The organism is Homoserinibacter sp. GY 40078 (assembly GCF_008017545.1).
Lineage (GTDB): Bacteria > Actinomycetota > Actinomycetes > Actinomycetales > Microbacteriaceae > Homoserinibacter.
The window spans coordinates 657,515-675,596 of sequence record NZ_VRTZ01000002.1 but is presented as its reverse complement, the minus strand read 5'-3'; the positions used below and the strand labels follow the sequence as shown (position 1 = coordinate 675,596).

Sequence of the window (18,082 nt, the reverse complement as noted above, 5' to 3'; positions counted from 1 at the left end):
GCACGCGCAGCCGGGGTGACGCACCCTGGACGCATGCCGCCCTTCCCCTTCGTCGAGCTTCCCTACCCAGAACGCCAAGCCATGAGGCTGGACGGCGAGCTGTATGCGGTCGGCGAGGTGTTGGTCCCGGTCGGCGTGCCCGACACCCCGGAGCTGCGGGCCGGGGTCGCCCTCCGAGGCCGAAGCTCCCGACTGATCGCGGCCCGGCGTACGGCGGCTTGGGTGTGGGGCGCCGTATCGACGCCACCTCGACCCGCGGAGTTCATCGCCGATCTCGATGCGCGCTGGCGGTCGATTGCCGACGGCACGTCGGCCGTCGTGGAGAGCGTTGTGCGGCCCGGCGATGCGGTCCGGCTGGGCGGTGCCCGCGTCACTTCGCCGCTGCGAACGGCGCTGGACCTCGCCCGGTTCCCGGAGGTGTTCGGTCGCGACGACGCTGAGATCGTACGGCGGCTCGCAGAGGTCGGGGGGTTCGACGCGGAGGCCGCGTCCCGCGCACTCGACCGCACACGAAACCTTGCGGGCAAACATCGCGCGCTCGACCGGATCCGCGATGCGCTCAGCCGGAGTTGACCCGGTAGACGTCGTACACCGCGTCGATCCGTCGCACCGCATTCAGCAACCGGTCGAGGTGGACCGTGTCGCCCATCTCGAACACGAACCGGCTGACGGCGAGACGTTCGCTCGATGTCGACACGGTGGCCGACAAGATGTTGACGTGGTGTTCCGAGAGAACGCGTGTCACATCGGAAAGGAGCCCGGCTCGGTCGAGCGCTTCGATCTGGATCTGGACCAGGAAGAGGCTCGACGAAGTAGGTGCCCACTGGACGTCGATCATCCGCTCCGGCTCGCCGAGCAGCGCCGTCACGTTCACGCAGTCCGTCCGGTGCACGGAGACTCCCGAACCGCGGGTCACGAATCCGACGATCTCGTCGCCCGGAACGGGCGTGCAGCACTTCGCGAGCTTGACGAGGATGTCGGGTGCGCCGCGCACGAGCACTCCCGAGTCGCTCGGCCGCAGGGCGCGGCCGCGGGACCGCGGCGTGAACGCGAGGGTCTCTTCTTCGACCTCCGTCTCGCTCTGTACCGATGCGAGCACCTTCTCGATTACCGACTGCGTCGAGACGTGTCCCTCACCGACAGCTGCGTACAGCGCCTCCACGCTGTCGTAGCGCATGAGAGCCGCAACACCGGTGACGACGTCCTGGCTCATGAGCTTCTGCAGCGGAAGGTTCTGCTTGCGCATCGCGCGCGCGATGGAGTCCTTGCCCTGCTCGATCGCCTCTTCGCGGCGCTCCTTGGTGAACCAGCCGCGGATCTTGTTGCGCGCGCGGGCCGACTTCACGAAGTTCAGCCAGTCCTGGCTGGGTCCTGCGTCCGGGTTCTTCGAGGTGAAGATCTCGACGACATCGCCCGATCCGAGGGAACTCTCGAGCGGAACGAGGCGGCCGTTGACCTTCGCCCCCATGGTCCGGTGCCCGATCTCGGTGTGAACCGCATATGCGAAGTCGACCGGTGTGGCGCCTGCGGGGAGTCCGATCACCTTGCCCTGAGGCGTGAAGACGTAGACCTCCTTCGCCCCGATCTCGAAGCGGAGATTGTCGAGGAACTCCCCCGGGTCCGACGTCTCGGCCTGCCAGTCGCTGATGTGAGCGAGCCACGCCATCTCCGTGCCGGCCTGGCCGCGGTCGTCGCTTCGGCCGGAGGCCATCCGCTCCTTGTACTTCCAGTGCGCCGCGACACCGAACTCAGCGCGCTGATGCATCTCGTGGGTGCGGATCTGGATCTCGACCGCACGGCCCTTCGGGCCGATCACGGTCGTGTGCAGCGACTGGTAGAGGTTGAACTTCGGGGTGGCGATGTAGTCCTTGAAACGGCCGGGGATGGGGTTCCAGCGGGCGTGGATCGCACCCAGCACGGCGTAGCAGTCGCGGATCGACCCGACGAGCACTCGGATGCCGACGAGGTCATAGATCTCGTCGAACTCGCGGCCGCGCAGCACCATCTTCTGGTAGATCGAGTAGTACTGCTTGGGGCGGCCGACAACCTGGCCCTTGATCTTGGCAGACCGGAGGTCTTCACCAACCGCGTCGATCACTTGCTGCACGAACTCTTCGCGCTGCGGCGTGCGGTCACGCACGAGGCTTTCGATCTCGACGTAGAGCTTCGGGTAGAGCACCGCGAACGAAAGATCTTCGAGCTCCCATTTGATGGTCTGGATGCCGAGGCGATGCGCGAGCGGCGCGTAGATCTCGAGGGTCTCCTGCGCCTTGCGTGCAGCGGACTCCTGCGGCACGAAGCCCCAGGTGCGGGCGTTGTGGAGTCGATCCGCGAGCTTGATGATGAGCACGCGGATGTCCTTCGACATCGCCACGACCATCTTGCGGACCGTCTCGGCCTGTGCGGAGTCACCGTACTTCAGCTTGTCGAGCTTCGTGACGCCGTCGACGAGCATGGCGATCTCGTCGCCGAAGTCGGCTCGCACCATCTCGAGGGTGTAGTCGGTGTCCTCGACGGTGTCGTGCAGGAGTGCGGCAGCGATCGTCTTCGGACCGATCCCGAGGTCCGCGAGAATCTGGGCCACGGCGACGGGGTGCGTGATGTACGGCTCGCCACTGCGGCGCTTCTGTCCTTCGTGGGCTCGCTCCGCCGCCGAGTACGCACGATCGACGAGAGCGAGATCGGCCTTCGGATGGTGCGATCGCACCGTCTTGATCAGTCGATCGACCGCGCCGGCGGGCTGAGCACGCGAGAAGAGCCTCGGAAGCAGGGCGCGACGGGACGCGATCCCTTGCGTCTCGGTACTCATCGCGCGCGTCCTTCCCCGATGATTCTAGAAGGAACCCGTGCGCGCGGCCTGCATCAGGCGGTGGCCTTCTCTCGCAGCTGAAGCGTGCGCTTGTCGCGCTTGGCGATCTCCGGCTCCCGCTCGCGGAAGAGCGAATACAGCGGCGCTCCGAATGCCGGCGTCGAGTAGGTGCCGGCGACCGTGCCCACGAGGAGTGCGAGCGAGATGTCCCGCAGGGTGTCGGCACCGAGCACGAACGCACCGATCACGAGGATCGCGGCGACCGGCAACGCGGCGACGACACCGGTGTTGATCGACCGGATGAGCGTCTGGTTCACGGCGAGGTTGACCGCCTCGCCGAAGGTCCGCGTGCCTCCGTCGGCGAGTTCGGCGGTGTTCTCGCGCACCTTGTCGAACACCACGACGGTGTCGTAGAGCGAGTATCCGAGGATCGTGAGGAAGCCGATGACCGCCGCGGGAGTGATCTCCCAGCCGGTGGCCGCATAGATGCCGACCGTGAGCACGAGGTCGTGAAGCAGCTTGAGGATCGCGGCGACCGACATCTTCCACGTGCGGAAGTAGAGCGCCATGAAGGCTAGGGCCAGCACGATGAACACGACGAGAGCCCGCAAGGCGCTCTGCGTGATGTCCGCTCCCCAGGTCGCGCCGATGAACGACGACGAAACCGAGTCGGTGCCGTAGGCGTCGGTCAGGTTCTGCGTGACCTCGGCGGTCTGCGGATCGGTGAGCTGATCGGTCTGCACGCGCACGCCGTCGTCGCCGACGACGCTCACGCGGACGACCGCGTCGGGCAGGACCTCGTGCACGGCGTCCTCCGCAGCCGAGGTATCGACCGGGAGCTTGTCGTCCGCCACATCTGCCACGAGGAACTGCGACCCGCCGCGGAACTCGATGCCGAAGTTGAAGCCGGCGAGGAAGTCTCCACCGCCGCGGATGAAGGGCACCGCGACCGAGAGGGCCATGAGCACGGCCGCGATCGTGAACCACACCCGGCGGCGCCCGATGAAGTCGACGCTGCGAGCTCCGGTGTAGAGGTCGTTGCCGAGACGCTGGAACGGACCGGCCATCAGCGGGCCTCCTCCTTCTCGCTGTTCGAGCCGCCGGAGCCTGCTCGTTCGGCTGCCTTCCTCTCGGCGATCGTCTGACGACGCTGAGCCTCTCGACTCGCGCCCGATCGGCGCGCATCCGTCGACAGTCGGAACTCGGCTCGGCCGCGATACACGGCACCGAGCGCTGTGGGGTCGAGGCCGGTGATCGGATGACCGCTCGAGAAGAATCTCGTGGATGCCAGCAGCTGCAGCACCGGATGGGTGAACAAGACGACGATGATGACGTCGATGATCGTGGTCACGCCGAGCGTGAGGGCGAATCCGCGCACGGAACCGATGGCGAGGATGAACAGGATGATCGCCGAGAGCAGGTTGACGCTCTTCGCCGCGAGCACGGTGCGCAATGCGCGCTTCCAGCCTGCCTCGACGGCCCCGACGAGGCCGCGCCCGTCGCGCAGCTCATCGCGGATGCGCTCGAAGTACACGATGAACGAGTCTGCGGTGAATCCGATCGCGACGATGAGACCCGCGACGCCGGCGAGCGAGAGGCGGTATCCCTCGCGCCAGGACATGATGTTGACCACGAAGTACGTGATGATGCCTGCCACGATGAGCGACAGGATCGTGACCGTGCCGAGCAATCGGTATTGGAACAGCGAGTACACGAACACCAGCAGGAGGCCGATGAGGCCGGCGATCAGTCCGCTCTGCAGCTGACTGGTTCCCAGCGTCGCCGAGATGGTGTCGCGGCTCTCGACGGTGAAACCGACGGGAAGTGCACCGAACTTGAGCTGGTCGGCCAATGCCTTCGCCGACTCCTGAGTGAAGCCGCCCGAGATCTGCGCGCGGCCGTCGACGATGGCCGCATTCGCGGACGGCGCGATGATGACGCTGCCGTCGAGCACGACCGCGAAGCGGTTGCGATCACCCTCGAGGGCGACCAGACGCGTCGTCACATCGGCGAACTGCTCGGTTCCGGTGGAGTCGAACGTCAGATTGACGACCCACTCCCCAGTGGTCGCGCCCGTGGAGGTCGTACCCATCCCCGCCTGTGCGTCGGAGATCGAGGCGCCCTCGACCTCGACCGGCCCGAGCAGGTACTTCGCGGTTCCGCTCGTGTCACACGTGACGAGCGGCTCGTCGGCAGGGGCGACGTTGTTTCCCGAGTCCTGCACATCGTCGCACGAGAACGCGTCGAACTCCTCTTGCAGTGCCGGGGTCACCCAGTTGAGATCGGAGCCGTCGGTCGGCGCGATCGTCGGGGTGTCCTCGGGCTCTGGAGTCGCCGTCGCGTCATCGGTCGCCGAGTCGGTCGGTTCAGCGGTCGACGTGCTCGGAGTACCCGCGATGAGCACTGCGCGGAACTCCATCTTCGCGGACTGCTGGATGCGGTCGAGAGTCTGCTGATCCGGAGTCGTTCCCGGGATCGACACGACGATCTTGTTGCCGCCCTGGGTGGTGATCTCGGATTCCGAGACCCCGGCCGCGTCGATGCGGTTGCGGATGATCTCGACCGACTGCTGCAGCTGCTCCTCGGTGACGGTCTCATCGTCTTCGAGCGTGGGGCTCAGGATGATCTGCGTGCCACCGTCGAGGTCGAGCGCAAGCTTCGGGGTCCATCCCCAACCCCAGAACAGGGCACCCGCAGTCTGGAGCGCCAAGAGCAGGGCGATGAGAACACCCAGCCAGCTGAGAGAGCGCCAGGCCTTGCGGACCGGCGTGGAGCGTGCCGCCACGGCCTACTCGGTCTCGGAGGGGTCGGACGACTTCTTCTCGCTCGCGCTCGGCTTCTCGACACGCTCACCGAACTCGGGCGCGATGTCGGAATCCAGCTCCGCGGCGTCGTCGTCAGCCTCGTCGGCGGGCTCCGCCTCGATCGGGTCGACGACTCGCGCGATGGTCTGGCGGTGGAGGCGAAGCAGCGTTCCCGGCGTCGTCTCGAGGATCGCCTCGTTCTTCTCCTCATCGAGAGAGATCAGCGTGCCGTAGATGCCGTGCTGGGTCATGACCTCGGCACCGGGGACGAGCTTGGTCTGCATCTCCTCGGCGTCGGCCCGACGCTTGCGGGAGCTGCGCCAAGTGAAGAAGATCATCACCACCAGAAGGCCGGCGAGCAGGATCAGCGTGATGTCGGGCATGAGAGGAACAGAGCCTTCCGAGATGATTGTGGGGAACCTCGCGCAGCCTAGGAGTGCAGGCTGGATGGTTCCCGACGATCATACGTCATCGTCGAACAGCATCCCCGCGACCGATGCTCCCTTCGGCGGACGGGTATGACCGAGGTGTCGCCATGCACTCGCCGTGGCGACGCGGCCACGCGGGGTCCGATGGATCATCCCGATCCGCACGAGGAATGGCTCGACGACCGACTCGATGGTCTCGGCCTCCTCCCCCACGGACACGGCGAGCGTCGAGAGGCCCACGGGGCCGCCGTCGAATCGCGTCAGGATTGCCTCGAGCACCGCACGGTCCAGACGATCGAGGCCCAATGGGTCGACGTCGTACAGCTCGAGAGCTGCGTGGACCGCCGCGTGGTCTGCGGGACGCTCATGGACGAGGGAGTAGTCACGCACTCGCCTCAGGAGGCGGTTCGCGATGCGTGGGGTGCCGCGGCTCCTCGACGCGATCTCCGCTCGTGCATCTGCGTGCAACTCGAGCCCGAGGAGGCGAGCGGCACGCTCGAGCACGAGGTCGAGCTCGGGGTCGTCGTAGAACTCGAGGTGCGCGGTGAAGCCGAATCGGTCTCGGAGCGGATTCGGGAGCAGACCCGAGCGGGTCGTCGCCCCGACGAGGGTGAAAGGCGCGAGGTCGAGCGGGATGCTCGTCGCCCCGGCTCCCTTGCCGACCATGATGTCGATCCGGAAGTCCTCCATGGCGAGGTACAGCATCTCTTCTGCCGATCGCGCCATCCGATGGATCTCGTCGATGAACAGCACCTCGCCCGGCGTGAGACTCGACAAGAGCGCCGCGAGATCGCCTGCGTGCTGGATCGCGGGACCGCTCGACATCCGAAGCGGGCGCGAACCCTCGTGCGCGACGATCATCGCGAGCGTCGTCTTGCCGAGACCCGGAGGCCCTGCGAGCAGGATGTGATCGGGCGCCCGCGCCTGAAGCTCTGCTGCACGAAGCAGGAGCTCGAGCTGACCACGTACCTTCGACTGGCCCACGAACTCGGCGAGCGACCGCGGACGCAGTGCGCCCTCGAAGGCGAGCTCTGCCTCCGACTCGGCTCCGCCCTGGATCACGGGGTCGCTCATCGCGTACCCCCCGTGCGTTGCGGACCGAGCCTCGCGAGGGCGAGACGCAGGAGGGCCTGGGTTCCTTCTTCGGCGCCAGCCGAGTCGGCGATCACCTCGTCGACGACCTGCCCCGCGGTGCGCTCGGGCCACCCGAGGCCGACGAGCGCCTGTACGACATCCGCACCCGGAGCGGCGACACCGGCCGCGCGACGCTGAGGAGACGGGGGCAGGAGCTTGCCGGACAACGACACCGTGATGAGCTTCGCGGTCTTCGGGCCGATGCCCGACACGCGTCGGAACGGTGCGTCGTCTTCATCCGTCACGGCGCGAGCGACCTCGTCGGGGCTCAACTGCGCGAGTACTCCCAGCGCCGACTTGGGTCCCACGCCCGACACGCCTCGCAAGAGGTCGAACAGCTCGAGTTCCTCGCGGGTGGCGAACCCGTAGAGGCTCAACTCGTCCTCGCGGACGATCAGCACCGTGTGGACGAATGCCTCCGAGCCGACCCGGAGACCCAGCGCGTGCTCAGGGGTGAGAGCCACGGCCATCCCCACTCCGCCTACCTCGATGACGACGTGACCAGCGCCCGCGTGAAGAACCGTGCCGCGAACACTCGAAATCATGTTCTAAAGCCTACGGGCGCGCACCGACTTCTCGGCGGCGCGCCACGCCCGTTGCGCCGGGGTGAGACCTCCCGACGCCCCCGCGTCGGCAGCGGTCGCTCCCCCACGCCATCCGTGGCAGATCGCGAGTGCCAGCGCGTCGGCGGCATCCGCCGGCCGCGGCGCTTCCGCGAGGCCGAGGATGCGCGCCACCATCGTGCCCACCTGGGCCTTGTCGGCTCCGCCGTATCCGGTGATCGCGGCCTTCACCTCGCTCGGTGTGTGCAGAGCCACCGGGAGCTGCGCCTCGGCGGCCTTCGCCAAGGCGATGCCGCTTGCCTGCGCTGTACCCATCACCGTGCGGAGATTGTGCTGTGCGAAGACCCTCTCGACGGCGACCGCGTCCGGCTCGAACTCGGCGATGACATCACCGATCCCTATGGAGACGGCGAGCAGACGCACCGAAAGCTCCTGGTCGGCCGGTGTCCTGATCACACCGACGTGCACGAGTGACGCCGTCCGGTCGGCGCGGATGTCGACCACGCCGACGCCGCACCGGGTCAACCCGGGGTCGATACCCAGGACGCGCAGCATGCGCGCCGCTCAGTCCTCGGAGTCGGAGTCGAGCTCGGCCTGGACATCGGCGGAGATGTCCACGTTGCTGAAGACGTTCTGCACATCGTCGCTGTCCTCCAGCGCGTCGATCAGCCGGAAGACCTTGCGCGCGACGTCGGCATCGACCTCGATCCGGAGATTCGGCACGAACTCCGCCTCCGCGGAGTCGTAGTCGAGTCCCGCGTCCTGAAGTGCGGTCCGGGCGGCGACCAGCTCGCTCGGGTCGGTGATGACCTCGAACCCGCCACCCTGATCGACGACGTCTTCGACGCCCGACTCCATGACGGCCTCGAGGATGGCGTCCTCGTTGATGCCGTCGGCCTTCGTGATCGAGATGACGCCCTTGCGGCTGAAGTTGTAGGACACCGAACCGGGGTCGGCGAGCGTGCCGCCGTTGCGGCTGAGTGCGGTGCGCACCTCTGCGGCCGCCCGGTTTCGGTTGTCGGTGAGACATTCGACCAACAGGGCGACGCCGTTCGGACCGTACGCCTCGTACATGATGTTCTGGTACTCGACCGAGTCGCCCGAGATGCCCGCGCCACGCTTGATCGCGCGGTCGATGTTGTCGTTCGGGACGGACGTCTTCTTCGCCTTCTGCACGGCGTCGTACAGGGTCGGGTTACCCGCGAGATCCGCCCCGCCGAGCTTCGCGGCCACCTCGATGTTCTTGATGAGCTTGGCGAACGACTTCGCACGGCGTGCGTCGATGACCGCCTTCTTGTGCTTGGTCGTCGCCCACTTGGAATGCCCGCTCACGGTGCTCCTCTCGAAGAAATCCGTCGGCCAGTCTAACGGGCCCCTGGATTCGAGGGCGTGGAACCGAACCGCGGTCAGCGGCGCGCGCGGACCCGATCGAGGAACCGCTCGTGGAAGCGGTGCTCGCCCGTGACCTCCGGGTGGAACGAGGTTCCCATCAGGTTGCCCTGCTCCACCGCGACGATGCGACCGTCGTCGAGCGCCGCAAGAACCGTCGCTCGCTCTCCGACGCTCTCGACCACGGGAGCACGGATGAACACCGCGTGGACCGACGGCTCGCCGAGTTCGGGAATTGCGATATCGGTTTCGAAGGAGTCGTTCTGATTGCCGAAGGCGTTCCGTCGCACCACGACGTCGAGCCCGCCGAGGCTCTGTTGCCCTGCGATCCCGTCGACCACCGCGTCGGCCAGCATGATGAGGCCCGCGCACGTGCCGTAGACGGGCATACCTTCGGCGATGCGCTCACGGAGCGGCTCGGCCATTCCGAACAGCCGGCTCAGCTTGTCGATGACGCTCGACTCGCCACCCGGGATCACGAGACCGTCGACCTCCGCCAGCTCCGCGGGGCGCCGTATTGCACGCGCGTCCGCACCCAGCGAACCGAGCACGGCGAGGTGCTCGCGCACGTCGCCCTGGAGCGCGAGGACTCCGACCCGAGGGCCGCTACCAGCCACGCTCGGCGAGGCGGTGGGGTGCGGCCAGATCGGCGACGTTGATGCCGACCATCGCCTCACCCAGCCCGCGCGAGGCGTGGGCGATGACGGCCGGGTCGTCGAAGAACGTCGTCGCCTTGACGATCGCGGCGGCGCGCTTCGCGGGTTCGCCCGACTTGAAGATGCCGGATCCGACGAACACCCCGTCGGCGCCCAACTGCATCATGAGGGCCGCGTCGGCGGGCGTCGCGACGCCTCCGGCGGTGAACAACACCACGGGAAGCTTGCCGGTCTCGGCGATCTCAGCCACGAGCTCGTAGGGCGCTTGGAGCTCCTTGGCCGCCACGTAGAGCTCGTCCTTGGTCTTCGAACGGAGCACGTTGATTTCGGACGTGATCGTGCGGATGTGCTTGGTGGCCTCCGACACGTCGCCGGTTCCCGCCTCACCCTTCGAGCGGATCATCGCTGCGCCCTCGGTGATGCGGCGAAGGGCCTCACCCAGGTTCGTCGCGCCGCAGACGAACGGGGTCGTGAAGTCCCACTTGTCGATGTGGTTGACGTAGTCCGCGGGAGAGAGCACCTCGGACTCGTCGATGTAGTCGACGCCGAGGGCCTGAAGCACCTGCGCCTCGACGAAGTGCCCGATCCGCGCCTTCGCCATCACGGGGATCGAGACCGACGCGATGATCTCGTCGATCAGGTCGGGGTCGCTCATGCGGGCCACGCCACCCTGGGCGCGGATGTCGGCGGGCACGCGCTCCAACGCCATCACGGCCACCGCACCGGCGTCTTCCGCGATCCGCGCCTGCTCCGCGGTCACGACGTCCATGATCACCCCGCCCTTGAGCATCTCGGCGAGGCCGCGCTTGACGCGATCGGTGCCGATCGAGGGTGCTGGGGAAGCGGAGGTCGAGGTGTCGCTCATGATCGACCATCTTAGGCCGCAGGGCGTGCCGCGAGCTCCCCGGCGACGCCGCGTGACGCCACGGATCTCGCGGTGGCTCGCTCTCCGATCCGACGGATTCAGACGGCGCTGGGCCACCCGGCGGCGATCTCTTCGCGCACTTCGCCCAGAAGTCTCGGAAGCGCCTTGGTCTGCGCGATGATCGGGAAGAAGTTCGCGTCCGCTGCCCACCGGGGCACGACGTGCTGATGCAGGTGCGCCGCGATGCCTGCTCCTGCGATCGCCCCCTGGTTCATGCCGATGTTGAACCCATCGGAGCGCGAGGTGCGTCGCACGACCCGCATGGCCGTCTGGGTGATCTCACCGATCTCGGCGACCTCGTCGGCGCTCGCCTCGTCGTAGGTCGCGATGTGTCGATACGGCACCACGAGAAGGTGGCCGGAGTTGTAGGGGAACAGATTGAGAAGCGCGTATGCCGAGCGCCCGCGGTGGACGATGAGCGCTTCCTCGTCGCTCAGCGTCGGCGCGGTGCAGAACACGCATCCATCACTCGAAGCGGCACCGCGCTCGATGTACGCGATCCGATGCGGCGTCCAGAGACGGGCGAAACCGTCGGGAACCCCCGCGAACCGGCTCGCGGGCTCTGCATCGGGGTAGACCGTGCCGTCGTAGTCCTGCTCCATCGTTCTCAGGTTACCGGCGTGAGAGGGGCGAGCGATGCGGGCCGCACGCCCCTCTCACGTCACTTCACCCGGATTCGGGTCCGCTCGATCGGAACTGTGTCGAGCGCGTCCGAGCGCAGCGTCGCGACGGTCGAATGCGTCCCTCGGAGCAGGCCCTTGACGGTGTAGTCGAACGTGACGGCTCCCCCCGCCTGGGGCGGGCTCGTGAGCACCGTGTAGGCCTGGTCGGGGTCGACTGGGTCGACGGTCACGCCGCTCGTTCCGGTGCGGTTCTCCGCGCCCGTCAAGGACCCGACGGAGGAGTCGGGCGTCAACGGCCCGCCGTAGGTGAACCACGTGCTCTCGGTCGCACCCAAGAGGATCCAAACCTGGAAGGAGTTGGTACCTCCGTCGCTCCACGACGGCACATCCTGCCACTCGGCGACGAGGTAGTCGTCGACGCCGTCGCTCAGCGTCGCGACACGAAGCGCGCCGCCCGCATCGGGGTTGAGATCCGTCCAGAACGGAGCGAGCACGTTGTTCGGGGTCGCGGGATCAGGGAACGACGCCGGGGGCGTGTACTCGACATCGCCGGACGTGCCGCCTCCGACCACCAGGTATCCGTTCGAGACGATGCCGATGCTGTCGTAGACCTCGCCGCCGAACACGAAGCTCGGCACCGTGAAGTTGACGATGCTCTCATCGCCCACGCCTGCCACAGGGGTGATCCCGAAGTCGGACAGCGGCAGGAACCCGCCGCCCGGAGTCGACGCCGGATCCACAGCGTCGACGGCATCGACGGTCGGTGGGAGCGCCGCGCTCAGCGTGCCGGTCCACGTCGCACCCAGAGGCTTCTTGGTCGCGGGCGCTGTGACCGAGGTGACCTTCAGCAAGGGGCTGGCCACCACGTCGATCTTCGCCTGAACATCAACCGGGAGCCCGCTGGATGCGGTCACCGTGCACGTGCTCGCCGCGCCGCGGGTGATCTCGGTGGGAGCGCACGACTGCGCGAGGCTAATGTCCGCCTCGCCGACGTTCACCGCGACGGGCATCACGACGGGCGTCACTCCCGACCGTGTCGGCCGGAACGTGATCGAGCCTTCGTTCCAGCCCTCGGATGCATCCACGCCGCTCAGCACGATCTTCACCGTCCGCGACTTGCCTGCCGGGATGGTGAACTTCGACGGCGTCACGATGATCTTCACGCCACCCTCCGCGGAGGTGCGGGTGGAGAACGTCTGGGTACGTCCCGAGACGTTGGTCAATGTGCGCGTGACCACCGCGGCACCAGGCAGCGGATCGATGTAGACGCTCGGGATGTTCAGATCATGCCGCCCCAGCGGGTTCGCCGCGCTGGCGGCGAAGTCGGCGGCCGACTCGCTGATGGTCAGGGTCGGCGAGATCGCACGGTTCGCGCGGATGCTGCCGGAACCGCGGTCGAAGACCCCGGCATCGCTTCCGTCGGCGTTGACCACATCCTGCAACGACGAGGTCATGAGGGCCGACTTCACCTGTCCCGGCTTCCACGAGGGGTGAGCCGCGATCACGAGCGTGGACACGCCCGCAGCGTGTGGCGACGACATCGATGTCCCTGCGATCGCCTGGTACAGCTCGCCCTGAGGACCGGTCGCGAGATCCGTGGAGGCGGGAGTGTGGCCGGCGAGGATCTGCACGCCCGGCGCGGTGACGTCGGGCTTCAGGAACTCGCCGATCGGTCCACGCGAGCTGAAGCCCGCCATGACGTCGCCCTGCGCGCGGGTCGGAGCGCCTGCCGCCCAGGTGGCGGAGACGTCGGAGTGGGCGCCGAGGAACGCGAGCATCTCGTCGTTCGGTCCCTCGAGGTGGATTGCCGGCAGGAAGTGGTTGTCGGTCTCGACGTCACTCGCGGTCGGGTTGTACAGCACCATCCCCGCGGCGCCGCCCTGGACCGCGTTGTAGCCCTTCTCGACGCGACCGTTCGTGCCGCGCTGGCAGAGCACCACCAGTCCGGTCAACGAACCCGCGGTGAACGGCGTGAGGCAGGTGGCCCCACCCGTGTATCCGGGAACGTTCTGGGCGAGCACGACCGGGGCGTCGTCGACGCCCTGCGTGAGTGTCGCACCCGACTTGGTGAAGGTCGCGCCGTCGGCCGCGGTGAGAGTGAGCGTCGAGGAGAAGGCGCGGTCGAACGTGGACGCTGCGACTGTCGTGACCCAGGGCCCGGCGTGGTTCGCGGTGGATGCACCTGGGCCGTCGTTTCCAGCGGATGCGTTCACCGTGATCCCGGCCGCGTAGGCGTCGAGGAAGGCGAGTTCCACCGCATCGGTGTACACCGAGCCGCTTCCGCTCACGGAGTAGTTGATGACGTCCACGCCGTCGAGGATCGTCTGCTGCACGGCGGCCAGGAGGTCGGAGGTGTAGCCGCCCTCCGGCCCCAGCGCGCGGTAGGCGATGATCGACGCACCCGGAGCGATGCCACTCACGGGACCGCGGTCGACCCCGAAGATCGGCGCAGATGCGACGTAGCTGCCCGCGGCGGTCGTCGCGGTGTGGGTGCCGTGTCCGTCCGAGTCTCGTGCGGAGCACCCGGCGTCGGAGCAGAAGTCCTCGGTGCCGACCTCGTTCAGTGCGGCGTAGGTGTCGAGGAACGCGTAGGCGCCGACCAGCTTGTCGTTGCAGGTGAACGACGGGTCGCCGCCCTCGCCGAAGTCGCACGCCCAGGGGCCACCCGCGGGGTGCGGGATGCCGTTGTCGACGAGCATGGGGTGCTCCGGCCAGATGCCGCTGTCGATGACACCGACGATGACTCCCTTGCCTGCCTTGTCCCGTCCGCCGAGCGACGGCCACACGGCATCCGCGCCGATGAAGGTGCTGGCGTCATTGTCGAGACCACTGGATCCGTGCGAGCCGGTCGCCGCGGTGGAGACGGACGCACCCCAGCTGCTCGACGAGCCGGTGTCGGAGGTGGGCAGGTGACGCAGCGAGTTCTGCTGGACCGCCGCAACGCCCGGGACCGCGAGCACAGACTTCGCGTCCCGTGCGCGCACCATCATGGCGAGCCCGCCGTATGCGACGGGGAACGTGCTGAGCGTGCTCGCCGACGAGATTCTCGAGGTGATGTCGGCCTGGGTCTTCGCGAGTACCGCCTTCACATGCTCCAGGTACCGGGCGACCGCGGGGTCTTTGAGCGATAGCTGACGTCCCGTGACCTCGGGGCTCGTGGCGGCGAAACCCTCGAGTCCGCCCGCGTAGGAGGCGACCGGGTCCACGTCGACCTTCACCATGATCGGCACGAGCGTCGCGTCGGAACGTGCGAGCAGCTTCGCATCGCTTTCGGCCAGCTGGCCGCTCACCGTGCGTGCGCTGTCCTGCGGCGGATCCGCTGCTACCAGCGGTGCAGCGGTGAAGTCGCGCGGATCGGCGGCGTACGCCGGTGTGACGACGAGTCCTGCCGCGAGTGCAGACGCGGTGAGAACAGTGGCGAGAACGAATCCACGAGAGCGCATGGCCGACCTTCCGGGATGGTGGTGCCGCGAAACGGGCACCCCCCTTTTGGTGGTAGAACAGCTCGTCCACCGGTGCCCGATCGTGAGCGTATCCCGCGTTCCTCGCGCTTCGCTAGAGCTTGCCGCGCAAGATCACTGCGTCATGCGCAGGATCGTTGCTTCAGACCTGCGCGTGGGTCTCGATGGCCTCTCGGATGCGATCGATCGCATCGTCGATCGGAACCCCGTTCTCCTGCGTGCCGTCGCGGAAGCGGAAGCTCACCGTGCCCGCATCGCGGTCGTTGCCACCGGCGATCAGCTGGAACGGCACCTTCATGAGGGTATGGGTGCGGATCTTCTTCTGCATCCGCTCATCGCTCGCGTCGAGCTCGGCACGGACGCCCGCGGCGCGGAGTCGATCGATCACCTCGCCGAGGTAGTCGGCGAACTCCTCTGCCACCGGCACGCCGACCACCTGGACGGGAGCGAGCCACACCGGGAAGGCGCCGGCGTAGTGCTCGAGCAGGATTGCGAAGAACCGCTCGATCGAGCCGAACAGCGCGCGGTGGATCATGATCGGCCGCTTCTTCTGGCCGTCACGGTCGGTGAACTCCAACTCGAAGCGCTCCGGGAGGTTCGGGTCGACCTGGACCGTCGAGAGCTGCCACGTGCGCCCGATGGCGTCGCGGGTCTTCAGGTCGATCTTCGGGCCGTAGAACGCGGCCTCCCCCGGCATCTCCGTGAGCTTCAGCCCACTCGCCTGCGCCACGTTCCGGAGCGCCTGGGTCGAGTACTCCCAGAACTCGTCCGATCCGATCCACTTCGACTTCTCGTCGTCGCGCATCGAGAGCTCGAGCTCGAAGTCGTCGAGGCCGAAGTCGCGCAGCATCGAGATCACGAACTCGAGGACCTTGGTCGCCTCCTCTTCGAGCTGATCGGGGGTGACGAAGAGGTGCGAGTCGTCCTGAGTGAAGCCGCGCACGCGGGTGAGTCCGTGGAGCGCGCCGGAGAGCTCGTTGCGGTACACGGTGCCGTTCTCGGCGAGCCGCATCGGCAGATCGCGGTAGCTGCGCGCGCGCTCCTTGTAGATGAGGATGTGCATCGGGCAGTTCATCGGCTTCAGGTAGTAGTCCTGGCCGGCCTTCGTGATGTTGCCCTCGGCGTCGCGCTCCTCGTCCATCCGGATCGGCGGGAACATGCCGTCCTTGTAGGTGACGAGGTGGTTCGAGGTGATGAAGAGGTCTTCCTTCGTGATGTGGGGCGTATAGACGTAGGTGTAGCCAGCGTCGACGTGGCGCCGACGAGCGTGCTGCTCCATCTCCATCCGGACGATCCCGCCACGCGGGTGCCACACCGAGAGCCCGGATCCGAGCTCGTCCGGGAACGAGAAGAGATCGAGCTCTCGGCCGAGCTTGCGGTGGTCTCGCTTGGCCGCCTCTTCGAGCCGCTCCAGGTAGGCGCGCAGCTCATCCTTACTCGGCCACGCCGTCCCGTAGATGCGCTGCAGCTGCGGGTTCTTCTCGGAGCCGCGCCAGTACGCCGCGGCGACACGCATCAGTCGGTAGTGGCCGAGAGCGCCCGTGTTGGGCACGTGGGGGCCGCGGCAGAGGTCTTTCCACACGACGTTGCCGTCGCGGTCGACGTTGTCGTAGATCGTGAGCTCGCCCGCTCCGACCTCGACGCTCTCGCCGTCGGATCCCGACTCGGCGCCGCCCTTCAGGCCGATCAGCTCGAGCTTGTACGGCTCGCCCGCAAGCTCTGCGCGAGCCTCGTCGTCCGTCACCGCACGACGCACGAAGCGCTGGCCCGAGCGGATGATGCGATCCATCTCCTTGGAGATGGCCGACAGATCGTCGGGAGCGAAGGCCTGCTCGACGTCGAAGTCGTAGTAGAAGCCGTCCTGCACGGGCGGTCCGATGCCGAGCTTGGCCTCGGGGTTGATGCGCTGCACCGCCTGTGCGAGCACGTGCGCGGTCGAGTGGCGCAGGATCGACAACCCATCGGCGGACGAGGCCTCGACAGGCTCCACCGAATCCGTCTCCGTGACCGTGGTCGCCTTGTCCTTCAGCTCGCCGTTCACGCGGATGGCGATGACGGCGCGATCGGGGAAGAGGTCGAATCCGGTCTGTGCGCTCACCAGACGATCCTAGAGCGATCCGAAGGTGCGGCTCAGCCTCCGCCGACGAGCTGGGACGCTCCTTCGACGATCGCCATCAGCCAGTCGCGGCTGATCGGATTCGCGAACGCGGTGATCCAGGCGACCGCATTCAGCACGATCCCGAGGACGCCGAGCAGCACGCCCGTCGTCCGCGTCTTCGCGGTCGGCACGAGCGCGATCATCATGAGGACGAGCAGCAGATAGGTGTTGCCGACCGAGTTCGGTGGAATCAACCCGATGACGAGTCCGACTTCAACCGCCACGAAGATCAGGCTGGAGACGAGGATTCCGCTCGGTCGGCGCAGCACCAACGATGCCGCCCAGGCGAGGATCACGGTCGCGATCAGGAGGTAGCCCTCTGTCGTCCCCGAAATCCCCACGGACGCCGGCACACCCCCCGCGCCGATGATCGCCCGCTCCACCTGCGGGGGCACCGGACTGCCGAGGAAGATCGTGTGGAGCGCTACCACCGACCCGATGGCGGCGGCCGAGGGATACGCCAGGACGACCACGTTCGCCCAGCGTGCTCTGGCGCCGAACCGACGGCTCTCGGACAGGAACGGAGCCGCGATAAGCGCTGAGAGCACGTAGAGGATCGCAGCGCGGTCGCTGAGCACTGCGAGCATGAAGAGGATCCCGGCGGTGAATCCGCCGCGCGTATGCCCCCAGAGCAAGAATCTGGCCGCGTTCGCGATCCCGACCCCGAAGAACGCGATCCCGAGAAACGCTCCCAAGTTCTCCGTCGCGTTGTAGGGGAACAAGGGGTTCAGGCCCACGGCCGCCAGAAGCGGAATTCTGAGGGCGATCCGGAAGCGTCGTTGCACCATGATCTGAGACATCTGCTGCAGCAGGAGTCCCCCGATCGCCGCCCCCACCATGGCGAGACCCAGGGGGCCGGTCCAGCCGATCAGCACGGCGATTCCGGCTGTCAGAGGCGGGAACAGTTCGCCGATCCAGTCGACGCCGCCCTCGCTCCACGAAATGGACGACACGCGATCGAGGAGCTCGTCGTTCGGGGTCTTGCGCGATCTCACCCCGCCGATCTCCGCGAGCACCGCCGCCAACGCGGTCGGAGCAGCGAAGGCGATCCGCATCACCCACCGACCGCCCACGGATCGTGGGTGCGGATCGAGCCGGGTACGACGCGGTCGCGTACGAGGTAGGTCCCGGC

At 67.4% G+C, this 18,082-nt stretch carries 15 protein-coding genes; 1 reads left to right on the top strand and 14 read right to left on the bottom strand.

The annotated features are described in order from the left end of the window. Window positions 1-33 precede the first annotated feature (33 nt). A complete protein-coding gene (locus tag FVQ89_RS11965) occupies window positions 34-573 on the top strand; it encodes a hypothetical protein (RefSeq protein ID WP_147902154.1) in 540 nt (179 codons plus the stop codon). On the opposite strand, the gene FVQ89_RS11960 is transcribed toward FVQ89_RS11965, so the two are convergent. From FVQ89_RS11960 to FVQ89_RS11895, 14 genes are all read right to left on the bottom strand, one after another. Beyond that, window positions 560-2,809, bottom strand: a complete 2,250-nt coding sequence (locus FVQ89_RS11960) for a bifunctional (p)ppGpp synthetase/guanosine-3',5'-bis(diphosphate) 3'-pyrophosphohydrolase (protein WP_147902153.1) — start codon at window positions 2,807-2,809, stop codon at window positions 560-562. The genes FVQ89_RS11965 and FVQ89_RS11960 overlap by 14 nt on opposite strands. A 53-nt stretch (window positions 2,810-2,862) precedes the next feature. After that, complete coding sequence (gene secF / locus FVQ89_RS11955; protein ID WP_147902152.1) at window positions 2,863-3,876, bottom strand: protein translocase subunit SecF; 1,014 nt, start codon at window positions 3,874-3,876, stop codon at window positions 2,863-2,865. Beyond that, the gene (gene secD / locus FVQ89_RS11950; RefSeq protein WP_147902151.1) at window positions 3,876-5,594 is read right to left on the bottom strand and encodes a protein translocase subunit SecD; all 1,719 of its coding nucleotides are present in this window, start codon (window positions 5,592-5,594) and stop codon (window positions 3,876-3,878) included. The genes secF and secD overlap by 1 nt, the downstream gene beginning before the upstream one ends. Before the next feature lie 3 nt (window positions 5,595-5,597). Then, window positions 5,598-5,996: a preprotein translocase subunit YajC gene (yajC, locus tag FVQ89_RS11945; RefSeq protein ID WP_147902150.1), complete on the bottom strand. Its 399-nt coding sequence runs from the start codon at window positions 5,994-5,996 to the stop codon at window positions 5,598-5,600. A 78-nt stretch (window positions 5,997-6,074) separates the two neighbouring features. After that, complete coding sequence (gene ruvB / locus FVQ89_RS11940) at window positions 6,075-7,115, bottom strand: Holliday junction branch migration DNA helicase RuvB (protein ID WP_147902149.1); 1,041 nt, start codon at window positions 7,113-7,115, stop codon at window positions 6,075-6,077. Further along, window positions 7,112-7,720, bottom strand: a complete 609-nt coding sequence (gene ruvA / locus FVQ89_RS11935; protein ID WP_147902148.1) for a Holliday junction branch migration protein RuvA — start codon at window positions 7,718-7,720, stop codon at window positions 7,112-7,114. Before ruvA ends, ruvB begins: the two co-directional genes overlap by 4 nt. Before the next feature lie 3 nt (window positions 7,721-7,723). Next, entirely contained in the window at window positions 7,724-8,293 is a 570-nt protein-coding gene (ruvC, locus tag FVQ89_RS11930) for a crossover junction endodeoxyribonuclease RuvC (protein ID WP_147902147.1), read from the bottom strand. Window positions 8,294-8,302: 9 nt separating this feature from the next. Continuing rightward, the gene (locus FVQ89_RS11925; RefSeq protein ID WP_147902146.1) at window positions 8,303-9,070 is read right to left on the bottom strand and encodes a YebC/PmpR family DNA-binding transcriptional regulator; all 768 of its coding nucleotides are present in this window, start codon (window positions 9,068-9,070) and stop codon (window positions 8,303-8,305) included. A gap of 74 nt (window positions 9,071-9,144) precedes the next feature. After that, complete coding sequence (gene pdxT, locus FVQ89_RS11920) at window positions 9,145-9,744, bottom strand: pyridoxal 5'-phosphate synthase glutaminase subunit PdxT (protein ID WP_147902145.1); 600 nt, start codon at window positions 9,742-9,744, stop codon at window positions 9,145-9,147. Then, window positions 9,734-10,648 carry a pyridoxal 5'-phosphate synthase lyase subunit PdxS gene (gene pdxS / locus FVQ89_RS11915; RefSeq protein WP_147902144.1) on the bottom strand — a complete coding sequence of 305 codons (915 nt, stop codon included), beginning with the start codon at window positions 10,646-10,648 and terminating at the stop codon, window positions 9,734-9,736. Before pdxS ends, pdxT begins: the two co-directional genes overlap by 11 nt. Before the next feature lie 98 nt (window positions 10,649-10,746). After that, the gene (locus FVQ89_RS11910; protein ID WP_147902143.1) at window positions 10,747-11,310 is read right to left on the bottom strand and encodes an HIT domain-containing protein; all 564 of its coding nucleotides are present in this window, start codon (window positions 11,308-11,310) and stop codon (window positions 10,747-10,749) included. Between the two features lie 59 nt (window positions 11,311-11,369). Beyond that, entirely contained in the window at window positions 11,370-14,774 is a 3,405-nt protein-coding gene (locus tag FVQ89_RS11905) for a S8 family serine peptidase (protein ID WP_147902142.1), read from the bottom strand. 160 nt (window positions 14,775-14,934) lie between these two features. Continuing rightward, window positions 14,935-16,893, bottom strand: a complete 1,959-nt coding sequence (gene thrS, locus FVQ89_RS11900) for a threonine--tRNA ligase (RefSeq protein ID WP_187265035.1) — start codon at window positions 16,891-16,893, stop codon at window positions 14,935-14,937. A gap of 29 nt (window positions 16,894-16,922) precedes the next feature. Further along, a complete protein-coding gene (locus FVQ89_RS11895) occupies window positions 16,923-18,023 on the bottom strand; it encodes a hypothetical protein (protein ID WP_147902140.1) in 1,101 nt (366 codons plus the stop codon). Window positions 18,024-18,082: the final 59 nt, after the last annotated feature.

Excerpts from the sequence above, each read along its gene's own strand:
- FVQ89_RS11965 (WP_147902154.1), top strand. The coding sequence starts at position 34 with ATGCCGCCCTTCCCCTTCGTCGAGCTTCCCTACCCAGAACGCCAAGCC.
- FVQ89_RS11960 (WP_147902153.1), bottom strand. The coding sequence starts at position 2,809 with ATGAGTACCGAGACGCAAGGGATCGCGTCCCGTCGCGCCCTGCTTCCG.
- secF (WP_147902152.1), bottom strand. The coding sequence starts at position 3,876 with ATGGCCGGTCCGTTCCAGCGTCTCGGCAACGACCTCTACACCGGAGCT.
- yajC (WP_147902150.1), bottom strand. The coding sequence starts at position 5,996 with ATGCCCGACATCACGCTGATCCTGCTCGCCGGCCTTCTGGTGGTGATG.
- ruvB (WP_147902149.1), bottom strand. The coding sequence starts at position 7,115 with ATGAGCGACCCCGTGATCCAGGGCGGAGCCGAGTCGGAGGCAGAGCTC.
- ruvA (WP_147902148.1), bottom strand. The coding sequence starts at position 7,720 with ATGATTTCGAGTGTTCGCGGCACGGTTCTTCACGCGGGCGCTGGTCAC.
- ruvC (WP_147902147.1), bottom strand. The coding sequence starts at position 8,293 with ATGCTGCGCGTCCTGGGTATCGACCCCGGGTTGACCCGGTGCGGCGTC.
- pdxS (WP_147902144.1), bottom strand. The coding sequence starts at position 10,648 with ATGAGCGACACCTCGACCTCCGCTTCCCCAGCACCCTCGATCGGCACC.
- FVQ89_RS11910 (WP_147902143.1), bottom strand. The coding sequence starts at position 11,310 with ATGGAGCAGGACTACGACGGCACGGTCTACCCCGATGCAGAGCCCGCG.
- FVQ89_RS11905 (WP_147902142.1), bottom strand. The coding sequence starts at position 14,774 with ATGCGCTCTCGTGGATTCGTTCTCGCCACTGTTCTCACCGCGTCTGCA.